Source organism: Acinetobacter pullicarnis (genome assembly GCF_006352475.1).
Classification (GTDB): Bacteria; Pseudomonadota; Gammaproteobacteria; order Pseudomonadales; family Moraxellaceae; genus Acinetobacter; species Acinetobacter pullicarnis.
Map to the genome: position 1 here is coordinate 1,768,043 of NZ_VCMZ01000001.1, position 26,994 is coordinate 1,795,036.

At 41.1% G+C, this 26,994-nt stretch carries 21 protein-coding genes; 16 read left to right on the forward strand and 5 right to left on the reverse strand.

Going from position 1 to position 26,994, the window contains the following annotated elements; all coding sequences use genetic code 11:
- Positions 1-225 precede the first annotated feature (225 nt).
- The 8 genes from FD716_RS07755 to prpC all read left to right on the forward strand — a co-directional run bounded on the left by FD716_RS07755 (position 226) and on the right by prpC (position 8,285).
- Positions 226-1,023: a fumarylacetoacetate hydrolase family protein gene (locus FD716_RS07755; RefSeq protein WP_139851764.1), complete on the forward strand. Its 798-nt coding sequence runs from the start codon at positions 226-228 to the stop codon at positions 1,021-1,023.
- 24 nt (positions 1,024-1,047) lie between these two features.
- Entirely contained in the window at positions 1,048-1,944 is an 897-nt protein-coding gene (locus FD716_RS07760; protein WP_139851765.1) for an acetaldehyde dehydrogenase (acetylating), read from the forward strand.
- An 11-nt stretch (positions 1,945-1,955) separates the two neighbouring features.
- A complete protein-coding gene (gene dmpG, locus FD716_RS07765; RefSeq protein WP_139851766.1) occupies positions 1,956-2,975 on the forward strand; it encodes a 4-hydroxy-2-oxovalerate aldolase in 1,020 nt (339 codons plus the stop codon).
- 36 nt (positions 2,976-3,011) lie between these two features.
- Positions 3,012-3,872 carry an alpha/beta fold hydrolase gene (locus FD716_RS07770; protein ID WP_139851767.1) on the forward strand — a complete coding sequence of 287 codons (861 nt, stop codon included), beginning with the start codon at positions 3,012-3,014 and terminating at the stop codon, positions 3,870-3,872.
- Positions 3,873-4,022: 150 nt separating this feature from the next.
- Entirely contained in the window at positions 4,023-4,982 is a 960-nt protein-coding gene (locus FD716_RS07775; protein WP_139851768.1) for a 3-carboxyethylcatechol 2,3-dioxygenase, read from the forward strand.
- 432 nt (positions 4,983-5,414) lie between these two features.
- On the forward strand, positions 5,415-6,098 hold the full coding sequence (locus FD716_RS07780) for a GntR family transcriptional regulator (protein ID WP_139851769.1): 684 nt from the start codon (positions 5,415-5,417) through the stop codon (positions 6,096-6,098).
- A gap of 36 nt (positions 6,099-6,134) precedes the next feature.
- Positions 6,135-7,019, forward strand: a complete 885-nt coding sequence (gene prpB, locus FD716_RS07785) for a methylisocitrate lyase (RefSeq protein WP_139851770.1) — start codon at positions 6,135-6,137, stop codon at positions 7,017-7,019.
- A 105-nt stretch (positions 7,020-7,124) separates the two neighbouring features.
- Entirely contained in the window at positions 7,125-8,285 is a 1,161-nt protein-coding gene (gene prpC, locus FD716_RS07790; RefSeq protein WP_139851771.1) for a bifunctional 2-methylcitrate synthase/citrate synthase, read from the forward strand.
- A gap of 152 nt (positions 8,286-8,437) precedes the next feature.
- Here prpC and FD716_RS07795 read toward each other — a convergent pair whose 3' ends face one another.
- On the reverse strand, positions 8,438-9,901 hold the full coding sequence (locus FD716_RS07795) for a basic amino acid/polyamine antiporter (protein ID WP_139851772.1): 1,464 nt from the start codon (positions 9,899-9,901) through the stop codon (positions 8,438-8,440).
- A 466-nt stretch (positions 9,902-10,367) separates the two neighbouring features.
- Between FD716_RS07795 and FD716_RS07800 the strand changes: the two genes are divergently transcribed.
- Entirely contained in the window at positions 10,368-12,743 is a 2,376-nt protein-coding gene (locus FD716_RS07800) for an Orn/Lys/Arg family decarboxylase (RefSeq protein ID WP_139851773.1), read from the forward strand.
- A 54-nt stretch (positions 12,744-12,797) separates the two neighbouring features.
- Positions 12,798-14,306, forward strand: a complete 1,509-nt coding sequence (locus tag FD716_RS07805; protein ID WP_139851774.1) for a basic amino acid/polyamine antiporter — start codon at positions 12,798-12,800, stop codon at positions 14,304-14,306.
- A 615-nt stretch (positions 14,307-14,921) separates the two neighbouring features.
- Here the strand turns inward: FD716_RS07805 and FD716_RS07815 are convergent.
- The 3 genes from FD716_RS07815 to FD716_RS07825 are packed head-to-tail and all read right to left on the reverse strand — an operon-like array spanning position 14,922 to position 17,756.
- Positions 14,922-15,983: a protein phosphatase 2C domain-containing protein gene (locus tag FD716_RS07815; protein WP_139851776.1), complete on the reverse strand. Its 1,062-nt coding sequence runs from the start codon at positions 15,981-15,983 to the stop codon at positions 14,922-14,924.
- 46 nt (positions 15,984-16,029) lie between these two features.
- Entirely contained in the window at positions 16,030-17,088 is a 1,059-nt protein-coding gene (locus tag FD716_RS07820; RefSeq protein ID WP_215895457.1) for a hypothetical protein, read from the reverse strand.
- The gene (locus tag FD716_RS07825) at positions 17,088-17,756 is read right to left on the reverse strand and encodes a vWA domain-containing protein (RefSeq protein WP_139851777.1); all 669 of its coding nucleotides are present in this window, start codon (positions 17,754-17,756) and stop codon (positions 17,088-17,090) included. The genes FD716_RS07820 and FD716_RS07825 overlap by 1 nt, the downstream gene beginning before the upstream one ends.
- A gap of 697 nt (positions 17,757-18,453) precedes the next feature.
- Between FD716_RS07825 and FD716_RS07830 the strand changes: the two genes are divergently transcribed.
- On the forward strand, positions 18,454-19,347 hold the full coding sequence (locus tag FD716_RS07830) for a LysR substrate-binding domain-containing protein (protein ID WP_139851778.1): 894 nt from the start codon (positions 18,454-18,456) through the stop codon (positions 19,345-19,347).
- 127 nt (positions 19,348-19,474) lie between these two features.
- Here the strand turns inward: FD716_RS07830 and FD716_RS07835 are convergent, their stop codons facing one another.
- Positions 19,475-20,059 carry a hypothetical protein gene (locus FD716_RS07835; protein WP_139851779.1) on the reverse strand — a complete coding sequence of 195 codons (585 nt, stop codon included), beginning with the start codon at positions 20,057-20,059 and terminating at the stop codon, positions 19,475-19,477.
- 156 nt (positions 20,060-20,215) lie between these two features.
- On the opposite strand from FD716_RS07835, the gene FD716_RS07840 reads away from it, so the two are divergent.
- From FD716_RS07840 to FD716_RS07860, 5 genes are all read left to right on the forward strand, one after another.
- Positions 20,216-20,551, forward strand: a complete 336-nt coding sequence (locus FD716_RS07840; protein ID WP_139851780.1) for a carboxymuconolactone decarboxylase family protein — start codon at positions 20,216-20,218, stop codon at positions 20,549-20,551.
- A gap of 102 nt (positions 20,552-20,653) precedes the next feature.
- Positions 20,654-21,241 carry a TetR/AcrR family transcriptional regulator gene (locus tag FD716_RS07845; protein WP_139851781.1) on the forward strand — a complete coding sequence of 196 codons (588 nt, stop codon included), beginning with the start codon at positions 20,654-20,656 and terminating at the stop codon, positions 21,239-21,241.
- A 129-nt stretch (positions 21,242-21,370) separates the two neighbouring features.
- Positions 21,371-24,832 carry a transcription-repair coupling factor gene (gene mfd, locus FD716_RS07850; protein ID WP_139851782.1) on the forward strand — a complete coding sequence of 1,154 codons (3,462 nt, stop codon included), beginning with the start codon at positions 21,371-21,373 and terminating at the stop codon, positions 24,830-24,832.
- 219 nt (positions 24,833-25,051) lie between these two features.
- Positions 25,052-25,486: an HIT domain-containing protein gene (locus tag FD716_RS07855; RefSeq protein ID WP_139853639.1), complete on the forward strand. Its 435-nt coding sequence runs from the start codon at positions 25,052-25,054 to the stop codon at positions 25,484-25,486.
- Between the two features lie 50 nt (positions 25,487-25,536).
- Positions 25,537-26,994 carry an adenylate/guanylate cyclase domain-containing protein gene (locus FD716_RS07860; protein WP_139851783.1) on the forward strand — a complete coding sequence of 486 codons (1,458 nt, stop codon included), beginning with the start codon at positions 25,537-25,539 and terminating at the stop codon, positions 26,992-26,994.

Here is a 26,994-nt window from a genome sequence, read left to right on the forward strand (position 1 = left end):
CATGGATCAGTTTTAGCTATGATAAAAAATAAAATAACGATTTGCATAAAAATAGCATTTTATCGATGCTAAATACGGCCAGTTGTATTGGGCTTTTCTATTCATTACCCGTGACAAGATTAAGCTAGAAATAGGGCTGAAGCTGCTCAGCATTTTAAAAATGCTGCCAATGATCTATCAAATTTTAATGAAAAAAATCTCATTGTACTGCCTAAGGGGAAAATAATGTCGAATTCTGCTGTTATTGAGTCAGTTGCCTCGGCGCTTCGCGCTGCGGCTTTATCACAAACGGCGATTGCGCCCGTTCGCCCACAACTCGGTGCTGAAAAGGCAGATGTGGATATTGCCTATGCAGTGCAGGACCTCAATACCTTACGCGCGCTTGCGGAAGGTCGTCGTCTGGTCGGTCGTAAAATTGGGCTAACCTCTAAAGTGGTACAAATGCAATTAGGAGTTGATCAACCTGATTTTGGAATGTTATTTGCGGATATGGCCTATGGAGATGGTGACGCGATTCCGGTGGGTTTACTGATTCAAGCCAAAGTTGAAGCCGAAATTGCCTTGATCATCAAACAAGATTTGACCCAAGACAAGCATACTTATGTCGATATTATTAATGCAACGGCCTATGCACTGCCTGCAATTGAAGTGGTCGATAGCCGTATAGAAAACTGGAAAATTAGTTTAATTGATACCGTAGCTGACAATGCTTCTGCTGCTGCTTTTGTCTTGGGTTCACGTCCAGTAAAACTTGAAAATTTGGATCTTGCCAATTGCTATATGAGCATGACCCGTGGGCATGAATTGGTATCCAATGGCATTGGTCACGACTGTTTGGCCAATCCGCTAAATGCAGCAGTGTGGTTAGCCGATGAGATGGTGCGTCGTGGTCGTCCACTATTGGCTGGCGACATTATTTTAACTGGAGCACTTGGGCCTATGGTTACAGTCAATCCAGGGGATACGTTTAAAGTAGAAATAGAGGGCTTGGGTTCAGTTACTGCGGTATTCACTACTCAATAAACGGACTTTTAAGAGTATAGAACGATGAAAAAAATTAAATGCGCAATAATTGGACCTGGCAATATTGGGACAGATTTACTCTATAAATTACAACGTAGTGAATGGTTAGAACCTGTTTGGATGGTCGGCATAGATCCTAGCTCTGGAGGCTTGGCACGTGCTGCCAAAATGGGTTTAAGAATCACAGCTGATGGAGTTGATGGTTTAATTCCATACGTAGTTGAAGGCGATATTAAAATTGCATTCGATGCGACCACGGCCTATATCCATGCCGAAAACAGCCGCAAGTTGAATCAACTAGGAGTGCTCATGATTGATTTAACTCCGGCCGCGATTGGTCCTTTCTGTGTCCCACCAGTGAACCTTGATGGCTTACTTCAAGGTGGTGAACGCCCAAATTTCAATATGGTGACTTGCGGTGGTCAAGCAACGATTCCCATGGTTGCAGCGGTATCACGTGTTCAAACGGTTGAATATGGTGAAATTATCGCAACAGTATCAAGTAAATCGGTTGGCCCAGGCACCCGCAAGAATATTGATGAGTTCACCCGAACCACCGCCAATGCCATTGAGCAGGTGGGCGGTGCAAAGCAAGGTAAAGCGATCATTATTATTAATCCTGCTGAACCACCCTTAATGATGCGTGACACCGTGCACTGTCTTGTTGCAGATACCCCAGATCAGGTTGCGATTGCTGCATCCGTAGCTGCCATGATCCAAGAGGTTCAAAAATATGTACCGGGTTATCGCTTGGTCAATGGCCCTATTTTTGATGGAAATCGCGTGTCTATTTATCTTGAACTTGAAGGTCTTGGTGATTTCTTGCCGAAGTATGCTGGGAATCTCGACATTATGACCGCCGCTGCGGTGCGTACCGCAGAGATGTTCGCAGCACATTTATTCACAAACGTTGAAGCTTAAGGGGCAACCACATGTCTAAAATTATTGTGCACGATATGACCTTACGTGATGGGATGCATCCACAGCGCCATCAAATCAGCATTGAACAGATGATTGCGATTTCGACTGCACTTGATGATGCCGGCGTTCCATTAATTGAAGTGACCCACGGCGATGGTCTGGGCGGGGCATCGGTGAACTACGGTTTTGCTGCGGCAAGCGATGAAGCCTATTTGACTGCGGTGGTACCCCGGATGAAACATGCCAAAATCTCTGCTTTGCTGCTCCCTGGGATTGGTACGGTTGACCATTTGAAAATGGCGCATGAGATCGGGGTATCCACCATTCGTGTTGCGACCCACTGTACCGAAGCCGATTGCGCAGAACAACATATTACGGCTGCACGTCAGTTAGAAATGGATACGGTCGGTTTTTTGATGATGGCGCATCTAGCATCACCACAGAAATTACTCGAAGAAGCGCAGAAGATGGTGTCCTATGGTGCAAATTGTATTTATGTCACGGATTCAGCAGGCTATATGCTGCCGCAAGACGTCACTGCGCGTGTTGATTTATTACGTCAAGGCTTAGATTCAAGTATTGAGTTGGGTTTTCATGGCCATCACAACCTAGGTATGGGTGTGGCAAATAGTATTGCTGCAGTAAAGGCTGGTGCCATTCGCGTGGACTTGGCTGCGGCAGGGCTGGGCGCAGGAGCAGGCAATACACCGCTTGAGCTGTTTATTGCTGTGACAAACCGGATGGGCTGGGACACAGGCGTTGACTTGTTTAAAGTTCAAGACGTTGCTGAAGATTTAGTGGTTCCGATGATGTTGCATCCGATTCGTGCCGATCGTGACGCGGCAACTTTAGGTTATGCCGGTGTTTATTCATCCTTCTTGTTGTTTGCGAAACGAGCTGAAGCCAAATATGACGTGTCTGCACGTGAAATCTTGATGGAATTGGGGCGTCGCGGCACGGTGGGCGGGCAAGAAGACATGATTGAAGATTTAGCATTAACGCTGTCAAAAGAAAAACAAGCCGAAGCCTAATTATTTAAAATGACAATAGAACAAAGAGCATTAAATATGACTACTGTACAAATTCCAGATTATAAAACCGACTCATTTTTTGGCTTGGATGATCAATGGATTGAAACCGCTGAAGGTGAGCTCACCCATTACCACGAAGTCGGTGTAGGAACCCCAATACTATTTTTACATGGTTCAGGTACAGGCGTATCAGCCGCGGCAAATTGGTGGCTCAATTTACCTCAAATTGGTGAGCAAGCACGCTGTATCGCGATTGATTCAATTGGCTATGGTCAAACGGTTGTTGCACCAAATACGGCTTATGGAATTCGGGCTTGGGTTGATCATGCCGTGCGTACACTCGATGCATTGGGTATTGAGAAAACCTGGATCGTGGGTAATTCCTTGGGCGGATGGTTAGCCTTTCAAATGGTGTTGGATTATCCAGAACGGATCTTGGGGATTGTTTCCATGGGGACCGGTGGGGCAATGCAAACTGCTGCACTCAAAGCACATGCAAATCCAGTGTTAACTGAAGAAGGGATTAAACAAACGCTATCGATGTTTGTAGTCAACCAAGCTTTAATTACTGATGAATTAGTCAAAGTTCGTTACCAAGCTGCAAAAAATGATGCTGCTTTTGATCGATTGTCAGAAGTTGTTGCAGCCCGTGATCGTGATCGTTTTGATTTTCCACTCGATTTTGAAAAGATGAAAGTGATTAATGTCCCAGTGTTGTTGATTCACGGTGTGCAAGATGTGGTGATTCCAGTCTCTCGTTCATGGGAGATTTTAAATACAGTCCCTTATGCGGATGCACATATTTTCAGCCAATGTGGCCATTGGTCGCAAGTTGAGAAAGCTGAAGAATTTAATGCGGTGATTAAAGGTTATTTAACGGTACACGGCGTGAAGTAATTTGCCGATCGTCCATTGTTCAGTGAAGCATCCGTTAGAAAAGCTGAATCGTTGGTTGAGAAATGATTGAAGCTGATTTAGGAACGATTTGTTTTGAGATGTACTGTTTTAAACCGATCTATATAAAAGAATAAAGAGAAGGAAAAAAATATGGCGGTTAAACTGATTTGTGCTTCGCATAGTCCTTTAATGGAGTTTGCATCACCACAAGATCCAGCCAAAGCACATAAAGTTCGTGAGACTTTTGCTCAAATGGCTGCTGAGGTCAAAGCCTATGATCCGACTTTAATCATTGGCTTTGGTTCGGATCACTTTAATGGTTTTTTTTATGATCTTATGCCGAGTTTTTGCGTGGGTATACGGGCCACAGCAGCAGGTGATTGGAATTATGGCCCAGGTGAAATCAATGTGCCTGAAGACACAGCGCTTGATTTAGTGGCACAAGTGTTAGATGGTGGTGTTGATATTGCATATTCGTATCGGATGCAAATTGATCACGGAATAACCCAGCCCTTGCATTTTCTTTATGGCGGTCAACTCGATCGCTATTCAACTATTCCAATTTTTATTAATGGCGCTGCAGCACCACTGCCCACCACCAAAAGGGCGATTGCATTGGGCCTAGCTGTTGGGCACTTTATTCAGTCATTAGATCTTGAAAATGAACGGGTACTGATTTTGGGAACTGGCGGACTTTCACATGATCCACCAACACCACAAATGGGTGCAGTATCTGCCGAGACTGAAGCGTTTTTAATCGGGGGGCGTAATCCCACTGCTGAATCACGCGCGGCACGTCAAGCGAAAGTGATTTCCGTTGGTCAGCGTTTGGCAGCAGGTGATCAGTCGGTTGCGTTACCACTGCATCCAGACTGGGATATTGCTTTACTTGAAAAATTTAAACAGGCCGATTTTGCAGCATTAGAAGCCATGACTACGGCTGATATTTGCAAAGAAGGTGGGCGAGGTGGGCAAGAAGTCCGTTGTTGGATGGCCGCGTTTGCAGCATTTTCGGTATTGGGCGAATATGACATGACGCTACATTGTTATGAACCGATCAGTGAGTGGGTTGCAGGTTTTGGAATCGTCTCAGCCGAATTAAAAAGTTAAAGCAAAGCTTAAAAGCACCTTTCCCAGCCTCTCTTTTCCAAGGAGAGGTTAATTTCAAGTGACCATTAACTGAGATGAAGAGGATCTGAATCAGCAAAGACTTTAATGGTTCCACATCCCCCCTTGTTTCAACGCCATCAAAGCGAAACCTTGTCGATACGCTACCGACATTGGTTGATATTTTCCGAAACATACACGCTCAACATTTTTAAGTCATTTGAATGAACGGTGTATTCGATTGTGGCGAATTCGCAGCTTAAATTTCCAAGTGCACCAATCATGTAAACCAAGTGGAATACTATTGGGAGCAATGTGCAGCGCTTATACCTTAGTCGCAAAAACGCGCTCAAATTAAATATTGTCGACAATATGGTTGATTAATTCTAAATTTAGTCTTATTTTAAATGAGTTACTTTAAATATTGTTGACAGTATGGGTGCTGACGAATTGACACAAACAGCGAAACAGGGAACTTCTGAAACATTAACCGATCAGGTTTTTAAAAAAATTCAGATGGCGATTGTCAGTGGTGAAATGGCACCAGGCAGTAAAATCTCTGAGCCTGAACTGGTACGTGTCTACGGCGTTGGGCGTGGGCCATTGCGTGAAGCGATCCATCGTCTGGAAGGGCAGAAATTGGTTGAGCGTACCGCACATGTCGGGGCACGGGTCGTATCATTATCCAATCAACAATTACTTGAGTTATATCAAATTCGAGAAAATCTCGAAGGCCTGGCTTGTCGACTTGCGGCACAAAGCATTGATAAGCAGCAAATTCTAAATTTGCGCGAAATGCTTTATATGCATGCAGAAGATCCAGATTTTAAAGAGGGCAAGGGCTATTACTTGCAGGAAGGCCACGACGATTTTCATTATTGCATCATCAAAAATTGTGGCAATAAAACCTTAGAAAACATGCTATGCGATGAGCTATACCATGTGATGCGGATGTATCGGATTCAGTATTCGAAAACACCACATCGTGCACATAAAGCACTTTCTGAGCATATTCATATTTTAGATGCGATTGCAGAAGGTGATGCCGAATTGGCTGAACTGCTTATGCGTCGCCACATTGCACATTCTTATCAAAACATCGAACAACATTTAGCTTAATTAATAGCTGAGTTAACACGGAGAGCGGAAATCCTTATGTCATATTTATCAGCAGGTCAAAAATTTAGAGATGCCGTTGCAAGCGAACATCCGCTACAAGTGGTTGGCGCAATCAATGCAAACCATGCTTTATTGGCACAACGTGCTGGTTATAAAGCCATTTATCTTTCTGGTGGCGGTGTTGCTGCGGGTTCTTTGGGTTTACCAGATTTGGGTATTAGTAATCTTGATGATGTCTTAACCGATGTTCGCCGTATTACTGATGTATGCGATTTACCCTTATTGGTTGATGCCGATACAGGCTTTGGTGCATCTGCATTTAACATCGCACGTACTACGAAGTCATTGATTAAATTCGGTGCTGCAGCGATGCACATTGAAGATCAAGTCGGTGCAAAACGTTGTGGTCACCGTCCAAACAAAGCCATTGTAACGCAACAAGAAATGGTTGACCGTATTAAAGCGGCAGTTGATGCACGTACAGATGAAAAATTTGTGATTATGGCACGTACCGATGCATTGGCGGTTGATGGTTTACAAGCAGCGATTGACCGTGCTGGCGCTTATGCAGAAGCAGGCGCTGACATGTTGTTCCCAGAAGCCATTACTGAGTTGGCAATGTACAAACAATTTGCAGATGCGGTTAAGATTCCAATCTTGGCCAACATTACTGAGTTTGGTTCTACGCCATTATTCACCACTGCAGAATTGGCTTCGGCTGATGTGAGCATTGCGCTTTATCCGCTTTCTGCATTCCGTGCTATGAACAAAGCGGCTGAAAATGTCTATCAAACTTTGCGTACTGAAGGCACGCAAAAGAATGTGGTCGATACCATGCAAACCCGTCAAGAATTGTATGACCGGATTAACTACCATGCATTCGAGCAATATCTTGATGCTTCATTTGTAAAAGGTAAATAATCAGGTATTTACGCCTGCTTCAATGCTGCGGCCTAGGAATGGCTGTAGCATTTTAATATCGAAATATCAAAGAATTGAACCATTAAATGGAAAAAGGAAGATCTGATGAGCACTAATGAGACAACGACCCCAACATTCAAACCAAAAAAATCAGTTGCATTAAGCGGACAAGTTGCAGGGAATACTGCATTGTGTACCGTTGGAAAAAGCGGCAATGATTTGCACTATCGTGGTTACGATATTTTAGACCTTGCAGGTCAAAGTGAGTTTGAAGAAGTTGCTTATTTGCTGGTACACGGTAAGTTACCCAACAAAGCTGAACTAAAAGCGTATAAAGCCAAACTCAAAGCACTTCGCGGTTTACCAGCAGCACTTAAAGCCGCTTTAGAACAATTACCACCGTATGCACATCCAATGGATGTGATGCGTACAGGCGTATCGGTTCTGGGTTGTTTAACCCCAGAACATGAAGACCATAACTATGCTGGTGCACGTGATATTGCCGACAAGCTGATGGCTTCATTTGGTTCTATGTTGTTGTATTGGTATCAGTTTAGCCACAATGGCAAACGTATCGAAGTGGAGACTGACGACGACTCTATTGGCGCACATTTCTTGCATTTGTTACATGGTGAAAAGCCATGTGAACAATGGATTCAAGCCATGCACACTTCGTTGATTCTATACGCAGAGCATGAATTTAACGCTTCAACCTTTACGTCGCGTGTAATCGCTGGAACGGGTTCAGACATGTATTCAACCATTGCTGGTGCAATTGGTGCATTACGTGGTCCTAAACATGGTGGCGCCAACGAAGTTGCATTTGTGATTCAACAGCGTTATGACGATGCTGATGAAGCCGAAGCTGATATCCGTAAGCGTGTTGAAAACAAAGAAGTGGTAATTGGTTTTGGTCACCCGGTTTATACCATTGCAGATCCACGTAATGATGTAATCAAACAGGTTGCACGTGAACTGGCAGAAACGCAGGACAATCAAAAAATGTATTTGATTGCTGAACGTCTTGAAGCGGTGATGAAAGAAGTTAAAAACATGTTCCCAAATCTGGATTGGTTCAGTGCGGTGAGCTATCACTTAATGGGCGTACCGACAGCAATGTTTACGCCATTGTTCGTCATTGCGCGTACTGCAGGTTGGTCTGCACATGTGATCGAACAACGCCAAGATGGCAAGATTATTCGCCCAAGTGCCAACTATACTGGTCCTGAAAATCTAAAATTTGCACCGCTTGCTGAACGTGGTTAATTAGTCAGCCGCAGAGCCGATTCAGAAAATGAGTCAATAAAGCCCTAATCAATGATTGGGGCTTTATTTTTCTCATCGTAATTGGCTTAGTGACTGGTTTAGATATTTGCTTAATCACAATATTGGGATTGGGCTGGTCAAATACTAAGATGCTAAAAAGAAATGATACCGTTGCAATAGAGCGCAATGGTCATCATATCGAGCAGAATCAGTACCGCGAGATAAATCCATTCACGGCCTGCAAAAATATGAACGGTGTTAGGATCTTTTTTTCTGGCCCAGATAAAGAAAGGTAGCCCGAGCGTGATTAAAAGTGGTGTCATTGCAACATAGCGAAAATCACTGGCGTACAGCATAAATAAACAGAAAATAATACTAACGACACTGCTGAAAATCGCGGTGATTCGTGCTTTTGCCCGTAGTTTATACGTTGAATCTTTCTGAATATTGAGTTTGAGCAGGTAAGCGGCAGATGCAAAATAAGCGGGTAAAACCGTAATGGTGGAAATCGCCAGCATGGTCAGCCAGGCATTTTTAGAAAAATAAATTAAAATGACGATGGCTTGCATAATAAAACTACTGGTCCATAAAGATACCGAAGCAGAATCATTTTTATTTTTCTTGGCAAACTGTTTAGGAAAAGTCCCATTCTGTGCTGCAACCATCGGTACTTCTGCACAGATCATGGTCCAAGCCAACCAGCTGGCTAAAATAGAAACCAAGACACCGATATTAATTAGCCATTCTCCCCATTCACCGCTAATGATTTTCAGCACACCTGCAGTCGAGGGGGTTGCGATTTGACTAAGCTGTTGCTGATTGAGCACACCAAAAGGCAGAATCGAAACTAAAATACAAACGGTCAGTGAGATCATAAAACCAATAAAAGTCGCTTTCCCAATATCCTTTTTATTTTTGGCGCGATTAGAAAGTGCCACAGCACTTTCCACACCAATAAAACACCAGATTGCGACATCGAGTGGAGAAATAACCTGATCTAAAATTGAACCCAGCTGTTGTTTAGGATTAACCGCAGCATGTCCCCAAATATCAGTTATAAACAGATTGTAGTTTAAGTAATAAATAAGAATAAATATAAATACAATCAATGGAATCATTTTAGCAAATGTTCCAATTAAATTAAGTAAACTGGCTGCTTTTGTTCCAGAAAGAACGAGGAAATTAAATCCCCAAACTAAAATGGATGCTCCAATTAAAGAAGCGATATTATTACCACCTTTAAAATCACCCGGTAGAAAGTAATTTAATACATCCATCACCATAATGGTAAAAGCGACATTACTAAACATGGTCATAAACCAATATCCCCATGCAGAGATAAAGGCAACAAAAGGTCCAAAGCCTTCACTCGGATACATATAGATACCCGAAGATAAATCGGGTCTGATGTTTGAAAGGGTGATAAAGGTTCGTGCAATAAAGAACATGCCAAATCCACAAATCAACCAAGCAATAATCACTGGGCCAAGTGCAGAGTTTGCTGCCATATTCTGGGGTAAACCATCAATACCGCTACCGATCATGGTGCTTACAACAATCGCAATTAAAGCGAATAAGCCTAATTTTTGGTTGTTCGTCGATGGTGCATTGCTCATTTATTATCCTTAAGTAAATAAATTTTATGCGATTTTTATATCAATCGATAATTAAATACATAAAATTAATATGGATATGTGTTCGATTGTTTTTTTATATTAAAGTTTGTTCTGCGTATGACGATGATTTAGGTTGAATACATCTATTTGCATTCGTTTTTGGCGTGGCTGTATTTTAAGCGTTTAAAATTGGCGATGAAAAATTAGAATGGTGTAATATCAAATCATTAGATTTTACTTTGATTATATGGTGTGCGTTCAATATGGTTATATGTGCATCTTGTTGATTTGAATATAATCAATATGATTATAAAAGAGTAGTACAAATATCGTTTTTAAATTGGTACAAAAATAAATATTTAAATACATTTTTTCTAGAGTGGATACAAAAATACATATTGGATGGGGGGATCTGTAATATTTTATATTTACTTTTAAGAAAGTAAATTACGGGAAAAGTCTGCTAATGAAATTTAATAAAAATATTTTATTCATATTCTCTTCAACCATTCAAAACACAGATCCTGCCGCGAAATCTATATTTCAAATACATCAAGCATTAGAAAATCGAGGCTTTCATATCTCGATTGCCGACAGTATTGAGGATGGCTTGAAACTGCTCAAAGCAAGTCCACGCTACAGCATGATTGGATTAATTTGGGATCAGGGGAATGAAAAGATTAATGCGGAAAGTGAAGCGTTAATCTCTACAATTCGTGAGCGAAATGAGAAAGTGCCAGTTTTCTTGTTTTCTGAAGCAAATATTACTGAGCATGTTGCCTTAACAGTTCTCAAAGAAGTAAATGAGTACGTTTATTTATATTCAGAAACGGCAGAATTTACCGCGAATCGAATATATACCGCAGTCAAGCATTATGCGGATAATTTATTGCCAGTTTACTTTAAGACCTTAAAAGATTTTACAGAAGATGGTGATTATTACTGGGACTGTCCGGGGCATATGGGCGGTATGGCCTATGAGAAACATCCGATTGGCATTGAGTTCATCAAATTCTTTGGTGAAAACATTATGCGTGCCGATATTGGTGTTGCCACAGCTGAAATGGGAGATTATTTGATTCATGCTGGGCCTTCCAAAGTCTCTGAAGTCAAAGCAGCAAAATTATTTGGCGCGGATTGGACATTTTACGCGGTTGCAGGCTCTTCTGGCTCGAATAGAATTGTTGCGCAAGGCGCAATTGGCGCCAATGAAGTTGTGGTTGTCGATCGTAATTGCCATAAGTCCTTAAACCACGGAATCACCCTTTCAAATGCACGTCCGGTCTATTTAAAACCCACCCGCAATGGCTATGGCTTAATTGGTCCAATCCCCATGCAACGCATGCGTAAAGCCAGTATTGATCAATTAATTGCAGAAAGTGCCTTGAGTGCGCACGCGGTGAGTAAACAACCGACCTATGCCGTAATCACCAATTGTACTTATGATGGTTTCTGCTACAACGTTAAAAAGTTGGTCGAAGAATTAAAACTAAGTGTGCCACGGATTCATTTTGATGAAGCGTGGTATGCCTATGCAAAATTCCATCCGCTTTATAAAGATCGCTTTGCGATGGATATTGATGATGATACGCCTGATAGACCAACGATTTTTGCAGTGCAATCGACCCATAAAATGTTGCCAGCATTGTCTATGGCATCGATGATTCACGTTAAAAAAAGTGAGCGCGCACCACTCGATTATGATGATTTTAATGATTCTTTTATGATGCACGGAACGACCTCACCGTTTTATCCAATCATTGCATCCATCGATGTTGCGGTCAGTATGATGGAAGGTCGTGCCGGTAAATCATTGGTGCAAGAATCGATTGAGGAAGCGATCTCTTTCCGCCAAGCTGTGGTAAATATTAAAGAAAAACTGCGCGAACAGGAAGGCGAGTCATCGTGGTTCTTTGATGTTTTACAGCCCAAGGAGGTTGTGGACACTCAGTCTGGTTCACACTATTCATTTGGCCAAGCACCGATGGAATTGTTGAGCCAAACGGCTGATATCTGGACACTCAAAGAAAATGAGGCTTGGCATGGTTTCAGTCAAGAAGATATTGCGGGTACCGACTGTATGTTGGACCCGGTCAAAGTCACCATTACTTGCCCAGGGATTACGGCAGATGGCCATTATGAAAAAATGGGCATTCCAGGGTATATCATCACCAAATTTTTAGATGATCGCAGAACTGAAATTGCCCGAACAGGTGATTACACCTTACTTATATTATTTTCGGTTGGAATTACCAAAGGTAAGTGGGGCACTTTGATCGAGAGCTTACTTGCGTTTAAGCATTTATATGATAGTGATGCGCCTGCAGTCGAAGCCATTCCATCATTAAAGAAAAACTCGCCTCAATATGATGGTATGACGTTAAAACAATTGTGTCAGGGCATGCATGAAACCATGCAGCAATTACAGCTGATCGAACATATTAGTGCTGCGGTCAGTAGTTCTCCAGCACCCGTGATTACACCCGCGGAAGCCTATCAAAAAGTCGTGCGTTATAAAACTGAGCATGTGCGTCTTGCAGAATTTACTGGGCGTATTGCAGCAACGATGTTGGTTCCTTATCCACCGGGTATCCCTGTATTAATGCCAGGAGAGCGCTTACCGCAAGATGACACAGGCATTTTAGGGTATTTACAGGCCTTACAAACATTCGATAAGCAGTACCCAGGCTTTGAACATGAAATTCAAGGTCTAAATGTTGATCAAAATGGCGATTTCTGGTTAAGAGCAATTATGGAAGATGAGACTGTTCCAGAAAAATTGCCAAGCCATATTCGTTTCAAACGCCATACATCAACGTCGATCAAAAAAGGTCGTCAATAGTCTAGAGGAGAGCCAATGCAATGCATTGGCTTTTTTTATTTAAAGGAACTTTTTATGACAAATAAAAGCAAAGATAGTGTAACGCCAACGGATCAGCCAGACACAAGCAAGAGTGCAAAATTGGGATTACTGGCACTTATTGCGATTGTGGTTGGATCGATGTTGGGTGGTGGGGTATTTAGTTTGCCACAAAATACCGCAGCAACATCTGCGGTGGGTCCCGTAGTGATTGCGTGGTTGATTGCGGGTATTGGTATTTACTTTATTGCAAACTCATTTCGACTGTTATCTGATTTAAGACCAGACTTACAAGCCGGCGTATATATGTATGCACAGGAGGGCTTCGGTTCTTTTATTGGATTTAATGTAGCGTGGGGTTATTGGTTAATGACCTGTTTTGGGAATGTTGCCTTTGCAATTATTCTCATGGATGCATTAAATCAGTTTTTCCCAGGGGTATTTACGGGGGGGAATAACTTAACGTCGATTATTTGTGGGTCCGTCTTAATTTGGGGCTATAACTTTTTAGTTTTATCCGGTACTCGTGTTGCGGGTGCAATCAATACCATTGGCACCATTGCCAAGCTGGTCCCTTTAATTTTGTTTGTTATTATTTTAGGATTTTTGATTAACTATACGCAGTTATTTACCAATGTTTGGGGCACTAGCCCAGCAATTGTTGCTGCAGGCAGTAATCCGCAAGAATCCGTTTCGTTATTCACCCAGATCCTTGCGCCAATGACCGTCACACTGTGGGCATTTATTGGGGTAGAGGGAGCAGTGGTTCTTTCTGGGCGTGCAAAGAATAAAAAGGATGTAGGTAAAGCAACCTTAATTGGTTTTATCGTTGCCTTATTTATTTATATTTTATTGTCGGTACTTCCTTTTGGTGCAATGCCGCAAGCCGAATTGGCAACAGTCGCCAATCCATCAACTGCTGGTGTTTTAAGCCATATGGTGGGGGATTGGGGCGATTGGTTCATGAATGTTGGATTAATTATTTCCGTACTTGCAGGATGGTTGGCTTGGACCATGTTGTGTGCAGAAATTCCAATGGTCGCGGGTGAAAAAGGCGCATTTCCGAAAGTATTTGCGAAAACAAATAAAAATCATGCCGCCAATGTTTCACTTTGGGTCAGTAGTGGTGTGATGCAGGCTGCAATGCTATTGGTGTATTTCTCAAATAATGCATGGGTCACTATGTATAATATTAGCGCATTGATGGTTGTTCCCGCTTATATTACCACCACTTTGTTTATGGCTAAAATCTGTTTAAATCGCCAGTATGATCAATATGCCAAAACGGGCCGCACCATGGCTTTATGTAGTGGTGTATTGGGTGCCTTATTCTGTTTATTTATTCTCTATGCCAGTGATTTAAAATATGTCGCCTTAATCCCGGTGTTATTGACGTGTGGATTACCTGTCTATATTTGGTCGAGAAAAGAGAAGCAACTTGCTGCGCCTATTTTCAATCGCATGGAAAAAATGTATTTAGGCATATTGCTGGCGCTGGATGTCATCGTAATTTTATTGTTTTTTATGACGGATGTTTTTAAGTAAATATCAAAATGATCAATCTTCTAAATTGTTGGGTTGTATCATCGATAATAAAAAATGGGCTACAAAGTCATTTTAGTTTTGTAGTCCATTTTTTATTTCTACCTTTGCAAAAGGTTCAAGAGATCTGTTCAGACCACCAAAAACAGCTAACGAAATAGAGACATATCTGTCTTAATCCCTGATCAGCAGGGCAGTCTTCATAACAAGTCCAACCGGTTTTTGTATAGCGCTCCTCCCTTTGAAAAGGGAGGTCGGGAGGGATTGCTTGGTCTTCATCCCTAACTTGCGCCTATGCAAAACATGTTTTGCAAAAGGCTCAAGAGGTCTGTTCAGACATTGGAAGCGCATTCAATCAAAACATTACAACTGTCTTAATCCCTTATCAGCAGGGAGGTCTGTTCAGACTCTACCCTCGTTTTTTCCTTTTGTAAAGCAATGAGTTACAGCTGCTAAATATTTCAAAGTGTGTATCAGTAAAGTTGCTGTATGACAAAATGTTTCGTAGTTATACTTATAAGTATAAATTTCAATAGTTTGAGATAAATTTTCGTCTAAACGAGCAGGTATGCGTTTGCTTGCAAATATCATCTTTTAGACCTCATTTTTTTAGTAACTTTAATCAGCATCAAAGCGGTAGTTTTTTGCATATAAAACAATGGAGCGATCATCACCTGTGGAGCGGGTTAAGAATTCTTCCGAATAAAAACGTTTATAAAGCTCAGCAACTTTAAATTGATCACCTCGTAGCTGTTGTAACCACTGTGTGATTTGTCCTGCTACTTGATCGCGGTTTACACTGACCAGTTTTTCCGCGGCACCATCACTCATCAGGACTAAGCCAGTCGTGATTTGACTGTCTAAAACACCCCAATGTACATCAGAAAACTGTAGTTGGTCATCTATAAATTGAGTTTGATTGGCAAACTCGCCTTTATTGTGCAGACCCAAACATTGGTAGTCGACATGCACTTGCTCAGTATCGAGTTGAAAAAGATGTTCTTGCACAATTTCACCATCACCGACTTTAAGCCATAGGCTATGGACGGAACCGACAACAACTAAATTAAGCGTGCTGCGAAAATCACGGATTGAGCGTCGATGTAATGCTGCGCAGTCTTGTAAAATCCCCATCGCATGTCGAATGACAATCCGCACTAAGGTTGAAAAATCATGAGGCTGTGCCACATCGAGGTAAGTCGCAAGTAACGGTTCTAAACTTTGGCAGAGCCGGGTTAATTGGGCAGTGAGTGCATTTGCACCTAAATCTGATACAGCAGCACTGCCTGCTCCATCACAAACGATTAGAATGGGGCGCGGTTTAATAGTTGCTTGAGCAGCATCTTGACAGGGGAGTTGAATATTCGGTTGGCGATGTTGTATTCCGACCAATGCTTCAGCATAGACCTTGGCTGGTTCTTGGGTGACACGTGCATAATATTTTAATTGCTCAGCTTGAGATTCCAATGGTAAGGACAATAATTTAAATAAATATTGCTTGCAGATAAATTTCAATGTCCAAGGCGAGTAGCCAAATAAAGACGCGTCTGTAAAGCGATAAGGTACTTTTTTCATATTGCCGTTTGAAGCGGCAGTTATTGCAGTCTGAATATGCTGCTGCGCGCCATTGCGTGGTTTTTTAACTTTGCGACTTGGCACAGTCGATGTGCTATTTTTCATTATGAGATCTCAAAAAAATGAATTGTGATGAGTAAACAAGTGGTTGCTACTTTTTGATCGATTTCTTTGGTTCTGGTGGAATGATTTCCATCGCATGATAGCCTTTGGCTAATTCACGCTCATACACCTGTAATGCATCTAACCAAGTTTCAAGATCGGCACGCGCGCAAGGATCTTTTGCACCATTGGTAAAGGTTTCAATAAATAAGCTTTTTACCCGATAGGGCATGTGGCTCCAGATGTTATACCACTGACCTTTAGGGATGCCGCGATTGCCTAACCCATAGGCAAATTTTCCTGAGATTAGATTCTGAACGGGATCATCACCACCAATAATGTCGTAGGGATGACGACCAAGCATAAGACACATGAACAGTACGATCGCAATGGAAAAATATTCAGATTCCTGGGTCCGACGAATATCTTTAAATGCTTTGCCATGATGTTCCGGGGCAGTTAAATCAGGGCTGCCAACTAAACATGGGAATGTTTGATCTTTTATTTGGATCTGATAGCTATCGCAATCAATAAATCCGACATTAAAGTCTTTGGGATTCCACATAAAATTACTAAGATTGTAGTCACCGATCATGATGCCGTGTTTATGTAAGTGGCGGATATTGTCTAGAAAATAAATCAGCATTTTGACAATGTCATGGCGATTTAAATCGGGTGCATATTTTTTGTAGGCAATTGCATGAGCCAGTACGCGCATGGTAGAGCCTTCAATTTTCGGCATAGCATAACCAAGCCATTGTTGATGTTCGTCGTATACCGAAATAGCAGGCCAGCTCATATTGCGGTCTTTAAATAACGGTCGTAAACCACGCATTGCTTCTATTTTTTGTTCCAAATAGATTTTTTCTGTATGTAGAATTTCTGGCAAATAGCGTTTAACTAAAATATTTTCCTGTTGTTGTAGTGGGTAGATTTCACCTTCTCCTCCTTTCGCCAATAAAGGTGAAAGGGCCTGTTGCACGGCATAACGATCAAAGACTTTTGGCATTCTAGCGCCTTGTGCAATATCTGCTTTTTTGGGCGTGACGAAACGCTCATTTGTGCTGCGTGTCTGCATAAAGTGATTTAGAACAGTTTTAAAAATCATTAGATTGAGTCCCATCCGTCTGTTGCAGGCAATTTCACACTCGATGAAGTTGAAGCAGAAGCTGAGACGCGACTCATACTTGCCGAAAGCCACTCAAAGAACTCATTGAATTTAAGACCTTGTAGTTTTTTTGCACCGCGTGAACTGAATTGCCCAAGGATATTTAAATCAGCACCATCAACACCAATTGGTAAGACCACCAACTTACGTTGTTCTGATAATGTTTTAGCTTGTTGTGCCGCAGCGCTGTAGTGATCTGTAGGTGCACCATCACTGATAATGATGAGCCACGGTTGATAATACGCAACGCCAGAATTTTTATATTCTTTTTTGCGTTCCTCAAGACGTTGTAGTGCAAGTTCAGTTGCACGACCCAAAGGTGTTGTACCATGCGCGGTAAACTGTGTAATGCCATCAATATTATTGGCAGTGGTAAATGCCAAGGCTTCTGTTACGGCTGCGCCAGCAGTAATAACTCCAATTTCCACAGAATAAGCCGCAACCTCATCCTCCTGCACAGAAGCAATGAAGTGTTGAATACCACTATTCAATTCACGGATCGCTGCGCCACCCATCGAACTTGAGGTATCTAAAATAACCATGCATGCACAACGTGGTGATGGGTTGTCAATTAAGTCATTTGAGGTGGTTAATTCGTATGTTGCCATGAGCTTTACTCTTGTTTATTGATTTGATGAGTAAAGTTTAAGCTCAGTGTGATTAAGAGGGAGAGAATGTAAGCTTACAGAAAATACAAATTAGGGGGAGTTGATATTCCATTAAGTGTATTAGAAGCACATACGTTAATACGACAGGATAAGTTTAGTTTCATTTTAGTTTATTGTCATATTCATCTATAGAAACGCATGCTGAAATTTTGTGTCTACTAGGATTGCCTGCACAATCCATAGGCGACTTGAATTCAACTCAAATCAATTTGTATAAAGATCTGATGGCTGTTGTGCTAAAATAGTCAAAACTTTCGTTTATCAATCAAATATTACAGGGATATGTTTATTTGATCATTCAATGCGTAGCATGCCAGCGTTTTTAGCGGCGTAAAGTTCATTGTGAATGCTACGTGTTTAATCTTGTGAATGCATCTCTAAGAGATGTCTAGCGCTAGACTCACCCATATCGGAAGGCCTAGCCTAAGCTGTATTGATTGTTTTTATCGAAGTGTGTGATCGATTTTTAGACCCTAAGTTAGAATTATTTTACTTTTAGAGATGAGAAGTATTGCTTGAGTGTATTGCACAATAATGAATTTGACAGTGCTTTAATTCAAAAAATACGTCTTCTGTTGATAGATAATTGATTGGAACTTTTTTGTATTTTAAGCTCTCATTGGAAAATGGTTAAAGAATGTATGATATAGATATTAAAATACTGAACATTTTTTATTGTATTTATCGATTTAAAAGTATCTCTGAGGCTGCTAATTATTTAAACTTAAGCCAGCCAACATTAAGTAATTTATTGAATAAATTAAGAAAGTATTATAACGATCCACTGTTTTTAAGAGTGGGCAATGAAATGTTGCCAACAGATCTTTCTAAGCAACTTTTTCCTTTGGTTGGTGAGGTTTTACAGAAATTTGAATTGGTACTAAATTTCTCTGATCAATTTGATGAAATTAATTCGCAGCTTAAATTTAATATTGCGATGACCGATGTTTCCCATTTGGTTTTATTACCGAAAATTTCAACCTATTTAAAACAGCATGCGCCAGGTATCCAGCTCGAAGTTCATTCGATCACATTAGATACTGCTGATAAAATGAAAAGCGGTGAGATTGATTTAGCGATTGGTTTTTTACCCAACTTAGAACCCTCTTTTTATCAACAAAAGCTTTTTGAACAGTATTATGTGGTGATCGCATCGAAAGACCATCCACGTTTGCAAGATAATAAAATCAGTATTGAGCAGTATTTAAATGAAAAACATATTGATGTTGATGCAGGCGCAGGGCATTACTCACTTGAGCAAGTGTGTAATAACCTGGGTTTAAAAAGATCAATTGTGATGAAGCTACCAAGTTATTTGGGGGTAGGTTTGGTGGTTCAAGAATCAGAAAGTATTGCAACGGTACCGTATTATCTCAGTGAAGTGCTATTGGCGCGTGGCAATCTACAGATTTTAGCAGCACCCATTGATTTCCCAACCTATGCGATTAAGCAATTTTGGCATGTCTCTAGCCATCATAAAAAAAGCCAGAAATGGTTTAGAAATATGAGTTATGAAATCCTTTCTAAATAAAGGTTCGCACTATTCGATGAAGCATCAACAGTTTACACAAGCAGTAATCATACTGCTGCGACGTAATAACCCCGCATAGATCGAGTAGCGCAGTGGGGCTATTTTATAATTTAAATTGAATAGTGATTTAATCTGCATCATATTGCTTTAGATTGCATTTGTCGTAATCTTGATCGTCTGCCCAATATAAATTGTGTGCCACACGAATTTTTGATTGATTGGCTGAGGTTTTAAGCGTGATATAAATGGGTTGACTCTTGCTTGGTGTCAATTGCCAATGTGCATTTTCCTCGCCAAGTATTACATTGTCACATTTATTTTTAAGTTGTTTAAATTGATAGTTGCCAAACAATTGTTCTAATGTCTGCGCATTATTGCTAGGTCCAATATAACCTTGTTCTAGGGTTATTTCTGCGTACTGAATCATCGTTCTTGCACCTGATATATAAATCGGTGCATCCACACTTTTACCATTCTGTGGATTGGTAAATTGAATCCTACCATCTGGTGTAATCGCCGAATCTGAAGCTGCCCATTTGACATTTTTCATGTATTTTAAGTCGTGCCAGCTATTATTGGTATGATCTTTAGGCAGGGTAATGGTAAAGGTTTTAATCACACCGGCCAAAGGCGCAGGAGACGTGTTTTGTGCAAATGAGATTGAGCTGATTGCAAGGAGTCCGCCCAGTAATACAAGTTTATTGCTACGCATAAGATCGATGTTTAAGTTAAATAATAAAATTAAAATAAAGCATTCGTTTGGTCTTTTCAATTTTCAATTGCTTTGGTTATTTAACTTGACAGTGATTAAACTCACGATAATATAAACCTACCTACTAATAGGTTTGTTTTTGAGATGGAGTTTTAAATGGAACATGAGTGGAGCAAAAAACTTAAAAATTTGGTCAAAGGTGTGGGTAATTTCGCCAAATTAAACCAACCTATCGCCAGTGCAGTTCAGCAATTAGATGCTGCAACGCGAACCAATAAAGTTTTAGATGATAAAACCCATGAGTTAATTGCGCTAGCCGTTGCTGTGACCACGCGTTGCGATGGTTGTATTTCAGCGCATGCGTTTGCTGCAAAAAAAGCAGGTGCAAGCAAAGAAGAAATTGCAGAAGCTCTGGGGACTGCAATTGCATTAAATGCTGGTGCGGCATTGGTTTATTCAACCCGTGTCTTAGAGGCATTTGAAGAACTTTGAAGCATTTAGCGGGAATTCCCAGCAGGGGATTCCCCAATTCCAACAAACACAGTCAATTTCGAATACAATGCGGTTTTACATTTTAAAATGTGTATTCTGCAAATGACCTTAACGACTAAACAAAAAATAATTCAGGCTTCGGTGGTGTTGTTGCGTTCTCATGGATATGCCGCTTTTAGTTATGCCGATATTGAAAAGATTGTAGGCATTCGCAAAGCCAGTATTCATCATCACTTTCCCAGTAAAGAAGATTTGGGCCGTGAAATTATAGAACTAAATATGCTCAATACCGTGAATATCCTAGAGCAGATTGAGCAAACCCACAGCAGTCATATTCAACGTTTAAATGCCTTTGCTGAGATATTTATTCAGTCAAAGCAAGATCATTTATTACCTTTGTGTGGTGCCTTATCTGCAGAGATGCGTGTATTACCCGAATCCTTACAGTTATTGACCAAACAATATTTTAAGCTGCAATTGGAGTGGTTAGAAAAAACCATTCAACAGGGAGTAAGTACGCAAGAAATAAATCGCCATGGCAGCGCCAAACAAATGACCTTTCTCTTTTTTAGTTTTTTAGAAGGGGCGAGCTTTGTAGATTGGGTGACTGAGGACGAAACTTCGATTACGCATATGCGCGACAGTATTAATTATTTGGCATTATGTTTTCAGAAAACGGCTGAAGCATAAATGACGAAGCTCAGCAGTATAAATAAAAAACCAACTTATTTTAGCGCTTAGATTAGCGTTCTCTTTTCTGTAAACAAGCGACATCATGTTAAGATAGCGGACATATGATTTAAACCCAAAGCACTGTTTATGTTTCAACATATCATTTCTGAACTTGATTTAAAAAAACTCAAACCGAATGAAAAAAGATGGGTCGGGAGCTTACTTGGCTCAGGCGCAGCCCTATTATTAAAACAAATTGCCGATCAGACCGAGCAGCTGCTGGTGCTGGTCGCACGCAATAGTCAACATCTCGCTCAGTTAGAAAGCGAACTTGAGTTTTATGGTTTAAAGCCAACGATTTTTCCTGATTGGGAAATTTTGCCTTATGATCGTTTATCACCGCATCAAGATATCGTTTCTGAGCGACTTTCAATTTTATCCAATATGCCTAAAAAAGGTGTTTTGTTGATTTCAGCAACCACGTTGGCACAACGTGTGGCGCCGAGTTCGTGGGTGTTGGGAGAGCATTTTGATATTGCTGTCGGACAAAAGTTTGATTTAGAACAGCAAAAGTTACGTTTAATTCAAGCGGGCTATCATTTGGTCGACACGGTCTACGATCATGGTGAATTTGCAGTTCGTGGCAGTATTATGGATATCTATGCATCAGGACAGAATTTTCCAATTCGTGTTGATTTATTTGATGATGAAATTGAAACGTTAAAATTCTTTGATCCAGAAACGCAGCGCACCACAGAACAACTTAAACAGTTTACAGTCTTGCCAGCCAAAGAGTTTCCACTGAAGGAAGCGCGTTCGATTTTTCGTGACCGCTATGCTGAAAGCTTTCCGACTGCAAATCCAAAGAAAAATCCAATTTATCAAGATGTGCTAGAGGGGATTGCATCACCTGGATTGGAGTTCTATTTTCCTTTGTTTTTCAGTAAGACAGCAATGGAAACCCAGAGTAATATTACTGCGTACTTCCCAAGTAATGCGATTGTCATTACAGATAGGCATTTAGATGAGGGTTTGCAAAGTTTTTGGATGGAGGTGATGCGTCGTTATGAAGATCGACGTCACAACATTGATCAACCGATTTTAGCCCCCGAAGATATTTTTATACAGACCCAGAAAGTCCTAGAATCCTTAAATCAATTTCCGCGTTTGATCGTATCAAGTGAAGTCATTGAAGTGAAAGCAGGAGTGGTTAATTTACCATTCGAAGCACCTGCGCAATTGGTGGTTGATCCAAAACAACAGCAGCCTTTTGCAACAGTAAAAAAATATATTGATGCAGCAACTTATCCAATTTTATTGGTGGCAGAAAGTGCAGGACGACGTGAGAGCTTAAAAGATGCGCTGCGTGCCAGTCTTGGTGAGATTCCATCGGTTGAGAGTTTTGCACAATTTACGCAGTCTAAATATTCGATTGCAATTACCCATGCCGTGTTAGATCGTGGTCTGGTGGTTCGTGATCAGCTGGCTATTATTTCTGAAAATCAGCTCTACGAACATCGGGTCGTGCAGCGACGTCGTAAGCGTCAATATGAGGTCTCGGAAGAATTTCTAATTCGCAGTTTAACCGAGCTGAGTATTGGTGCACCAGTCGTGCATATCGATCATGGGGTTGGACGCTATGCGGGCTTGGTGATCTTAAGTATTGATGAGCAAGATTATGAGTTTTTACAACTTGACTATGCGGATGCAGCCAAAATCTATGTGCCTGTCACGCATTTACAATTAATCAGCCGTTACAGTGGTGGAGATCCAGATCTTGCACCACTGCATAAGCTAGGCACAGATGCATGGAACAAAGCCAAGCGTAAAGCATTGGAACAAATCCATGATGTTGCTGCTGAGTTATTGCATATTCAAGCCCGACGTCAGGCCAAACCCGGCATTAGTTTTGAACTGGATGATTTGGCATATAAGCAATTTGCCAATGCCTTTGCCTATGAGGAAACTCTTGATCAAGCCAATGCCATTGAAGCCACTTTACATGATATGCAATTGGCTAAGCCGATGGATCGCTTGGTGTGTGGTGATGTTGGTTTCGGTAAAACCGAAGTTGCTATGCGTGCGTCATTCTTGGCTGTGCAAAACGACAAACAGGTTGCGGTTTTAGTACCTACGACCTTATTGGCGCAGCAGCACTTTGAATCGTTTAAAGACCGCTTTGCAGATTGGCCAATCCGCATTGAGGTGTTGTCTCGTTTTGGGAGCAACAAGGCGCATGTCAAAATCTTGGAAGATTTGGCCGCAGGTAAAGTCGATATTGTGATTGGTACGCATAAAATCCTCCAAGAAACTGTGGAATTCAAGCGTTTAGGCCTGATGATTGTCGATGAGGAGCATCGTTTTGGGGTGCGTGACAAAGAGCGAATCAAAGCCATGCGTGCCGATGTTGATATGTTGACCCTAACCGCGACGCCAATTCCGCGAACTTTAAATATGGCTTTTTCGGGCATGCGAGATTTGTCGATTATTGCGACACCACCTGCACGACGTTTAGCAGTTAAAACTTTTGTGCTTGAGCAAACTGACGCCACGCTTAAAGAAGCGATATTGCGTGAATTATTGCGTGGTGGTCAGGTCTATATTCTGCACAATGAAGTCGACAGCATTGAGCGAACTGCGGAGCATATTCGTTCATTGGTGCCTGAAGCACGCGTAGCTGTGGCGCATGGACAAATGCATGAGCGTGAGCTTGAACAAGTCATGCAGCAGTTTTATCACAAACACTATAATGTGTTGGTTTGCTCGACCATTATTGAAACAGGAATTGATGTCCCCAATGCCAATACCATTATTATTGAACGGGCGGATAAACTTGGTTTAGCGCAATTACACCAACTGCGTGGCCGGGTTGGACGTTCACATCACCAAGCTTATGCTTATTTAATGGTGCCTTCACTCAAAGCATTAAAAGGCGATGCTGAAAAACGTTTAGATGCGATTCAGCGTGCCTCCAATCTGGGAGCAGGTTTTATTTTGGCCACAGAAGACTTGGAAATTCGTGGTGCGGGTGAGTTACTCGGTGAACAGCAAAGTGGTTCCATGCAAGCCATTGGCTATAGCTTGTATATGGAAATGTTGGAAAAAGCCACCAAGGCGATTCAGCAAGGTAAAACCCCGAATTTTGATGCACCATTGTCGCTTACTGCTGAAATTAATTTACATATGCCGGCCTTGATTCCAGACAGTTATCTGGGAGATGTGCATCAGCGGCTGTTGTTTTATAAGCGAATTAGTAATACGGATGCGCAAGAAAAACTCGATCATATTCGTATGGAACTAATCGATCGTTTTGGTTTGCCACCACAAGCTGTGAAACACTTGTTTAGTGTGCATCAGATACGAATCAAAGCTGAACAGCTTGGAATTACCAAAATTGATATTGGCTCAAATGGTGGAGCCATTGAATTTGCTCAAGATACGCCGGTGCAAGCCTTGAGCATTATTCAGCTCATGCAGAAGCAACCGACTTATTATCGTATGGATGGTGGGCAACGTTTAAAAGTGATGGTGATGTTGGCGGAGAATGAGCAACGGATCCAGTTTATTAATGAATTGTTGAATAAGCTGTTGGCTGAACTAAAAAGATAATATGGGTTAAGTGGCAAAGCCCATGCAATGCCTAAACTGGCAAATCTTTAACCAAGCCAGATGCATGATGCTTAGATTGGCATGATGCATCTGCTGGTGAGTGCGCAGCTTTACGGCAAAAAGTAGTTATTTGTACTAAAACAGCCAGTGAACAATATTCACAATAAGTCTGTTGTGTTAGTATGGGCAACCTATTCGTTTTACGTCATTTATAAAGATATGTTTAGTCTGCATCCACAACTTGCTCAAGATACTTTTTTTGTCGGTGATTTCCCGCTGTCTACATGTCGTTTAATGAATGATATGCAGTTTCCGTGGTTAATCTTAATCCCACGCGTGCCTGGCGTTAATGAACTTTATGAGTTAAGCCCAGCCGATCAAGAACAATTTTTACGTGAATCAAGTTGGTTATCTAGCCAATTATCACGGGTATTCCGCGCGGATAAAATGAATGTTGCCGCGATGGGAAATGTTGTTCCACAATTACATTTTCATCATGTGGTTCGTTATCACAACGATGTCGTATGGCCAAAACCAGTATGGGGTACTCCAGCAGTTCCTTATAGTAATGATGTACTGGCACATATGCGTCAAACGTTGATGTTAGCGCTTCGTGGACAAGGTGATATGCCATTCGACTGGCGCATGGATTGAGATCTCTAGCCTGACTCGGACACGACTTCGTTTGTGGAGAATAATAATTAGTGCCTTTTGATCGTATGCTGCACAGGGGTCCTAAGCAATTCGAAAAATATCTCCGTACGATGGGATATTTAATTCTCGGATTGCTTACGGTCGTTTATTACTTTGGTGAACCAACCGCTCAAAATCAGATTTATATTCCTTTTTTTTTAGCAGCCCTTATTTTCATCTCACCTAAATTGTCGAGATGGGTGCAATATAATTATGATGAATATATAAGAAGAAATATTTTCTTTATTATTGATGCAATTGTTGTTGCTACCGTATTAGCAGGTATGCATCTAAGTTTGGTAATTACGCTTACACTTTTATTTGCACTTATTTTTTCTGCTTTAACCAATAAAATTTCGATGATGACCTTGTCGTTATCGACCTTAATTTCAATTTTTATTTTCTATATAAATACGATTTTTGTTTTTGGCTTTGAAGATTATTTTCAGCAAACCAGTGTTGAACTCACGATTCTTTCATTTATCGGTTTAATCCTCTTTATTACGATTAGCGGTTACTATAATCAGGCCCGAGTTCGTGCTTTGGAAAAGCAAAAAAATAACTATTTTACAGAAATGAATCGTTATATTGAACTTTCAAATCAGCTTAGTCGTTATGCACCATTGCAGTTGTGGCAGGCGATTATGCGTGGTGAAACGCAGGCAAAATTAGAATATAAAAGAAAGAAGATCACTATTTTCTTTTCGGATATTCAGGGTTTTACGGAAGTTTCGGAAAATCTTATTCCAGATGACTTGGCTTTTTTACTTAATGATTATCTGAGTCATATGACAGAGATTGCCAAACAGTATGGCGCCACAATTGATAAGTTCATGGGAGATGCCATTCTAATTTTCTTTGGTGATCCGGACTCGCAAGGTGTGGAGCAAGACGCAAAAACTTGTGTAGATATGGCTATTGCGATGCGTCATCAAATGAAATTTTTGCGTGAACGTTGGGTGAAAATGGGTTATCCAGCTTTACATATTCGTATGGGGATTAGTACTGGATATTGCCACGTTGGGAATTATGGCGCTGTTCATCGTATGACTTATACCATTGTGGGGCGTGATGCGAATTTGGCTGCGCGTTTACAAAGTATTGCCAATATCGATGAAATTTTAATTGGTGATGAAACGCATCGCTTGGTTAAAGATAACTATTTATGTACACCGAAACAGCCAGTTGTATTGAAGGGTATACATGGCCTGGTGAATACCTGGCAGGTGATGGAAAAATATGCGGCAGATGAGCCTGAAAATCAGCAATGGTTTGATTATGAATATAAGGGGTTTCATCTGCTACTTAATCTTGAAGAAGTGCAGAATTTTGAATACAGCGAGCTGATGCAGATTCTCGAAAAAATGATTGAACGGATTAAGTTGCAGCAAGAAATTACTAACTTTGTTGGTTTGGCTCGACTTCGCCCAGAAGATGAAATTGAGATTGAGCAAAATAAACAGCGCTAA

Coding starts and splice junctions, on each gene's coding strand:
- FD716_RS07760 (WP_139851765.1), top strand. CDS start 1,048: ATGAAAAAAATTAAATGCGCAATAATTGGACCTGGCAATATTGGGACA.
- FD716_RS07755 (WP_139851764.1), top strand. CDS start 226: ATGTCGAATTCTGCTGTTATTGAGTCAGTTGCCTCGGCGCTTCGCGCT.
- FD716_RS07830 (WP_139851778.1), top strand. CDS start 18,454: ATGTATGATATAGATATTAAAATACTGAACATTTTTTATTGTATTTAT.
- FD716_RS07855 (WP_139853639.1), top strand. CDS start 25,052: ATGTTTAGTCTGCATCCACAACTTGCTCAAGATACTTTTTTTGTCGGT.
- dmpG (WP_139851766.1), top strand. CDS start 1,956: ATGTCTAAAATTATTGTGCACGATATGACCTTACGTGATGGGATGCAT.
- FD716_RS07815 (WP_139851776.1), bottom strand. CDS start 15,983: ATGAAAAATAGCACATCGACTGTGCCAAGTCGCAAAGTTAAAAAACCA.
- FD716_RS07795 (WP_139851772.1), bottom strand. CDS start 9,901: ATGAGCAATGCACCATCGACGAACAACCAAAAATTAGGCTTATTCGCT.
- FD716_RS07800 (WP_139851773.1), top strand. CDS start 10,368: ATGAAATTTAATAAAAATATTTTATTCATATTCTCTTCAACCATTCAA.
- FD716_RS07845 (WP_139851781.1), top strand. CDS start 20,654: ATGACCTTAACGACTAAACAAAAAATAATTCAGGCTTCGGTGGTGTTG.
- mfd (WP_139851782.1), top strand. CDS start 21,371: ATGTTTCAACATATCATTTCTGAACTTGATTTAAAAAAACTCAAACCG.
- FD716_RS07805 (WP_139851774.1), top strand. CDS start 12,798: ATGACAAATAAAAGCAAAGATAGTGTAACGCCAACGGATCAGCCAGAC.
- FD716_RS07770 (WP_139851767.1), top strand. CDS start 3,012: ATGACTACTGTACAAATTCCAGATTATAAAACCGACTCATTTTTTGGC.
- FD716_RS07835 (WP_139851779.1), bottom strand. CDS start 20,059: ATGCGTAGCAATAAACTTGTATTACTGGGCGGACTCCTTGCAATCAGC.
- FD716_RS07820 (WP_215895457.1), bottom strand. CDS start 17,088: ATGATTTTTAAAACTGTTCTAAATCACTTTATGCAGACACGCAGCACA.
- FD716_RS07780 (WP_139851769.1), top strand. CDS start 5,415: ATGGGTGCTGACGAATTGACACAAACAGCGAAACAGGGAACTTCTGAA.
- prpB (WP_139851770.1), top strand. CDS start 6,135: ATGTCATATTTATCAGCAGGTCAAAAATTTAGAGATGCCGTTGCAAGC.
- FD716_RS07840 (WP_139851780.1), top strand. CDS start 20,216: ATGGAACATGAGTGGAGCAAAAAACTTAAAAATTTGGTCAAAGGTGTG.
- FD716_RS07825 (WP_139851777.1), bottom strand. CDS start 17,756: ATGGCAACATACGAATTAACCACCTCAAATGACTTAATTGACAACCCA.
- FD716_RS07775 (WP_139851768.1), top strand. CDS start 4,023: ATGGCGGTTAAACTGATTTGTGCTTCGCATAGTCCTTTAATGGAGTTT.
- prpC (WP_139851771.1), top strand. CDS start 7,125: ATGAGCACTAATGAGACAACGACCCCAACATTCAAACCAAAAAAATCA.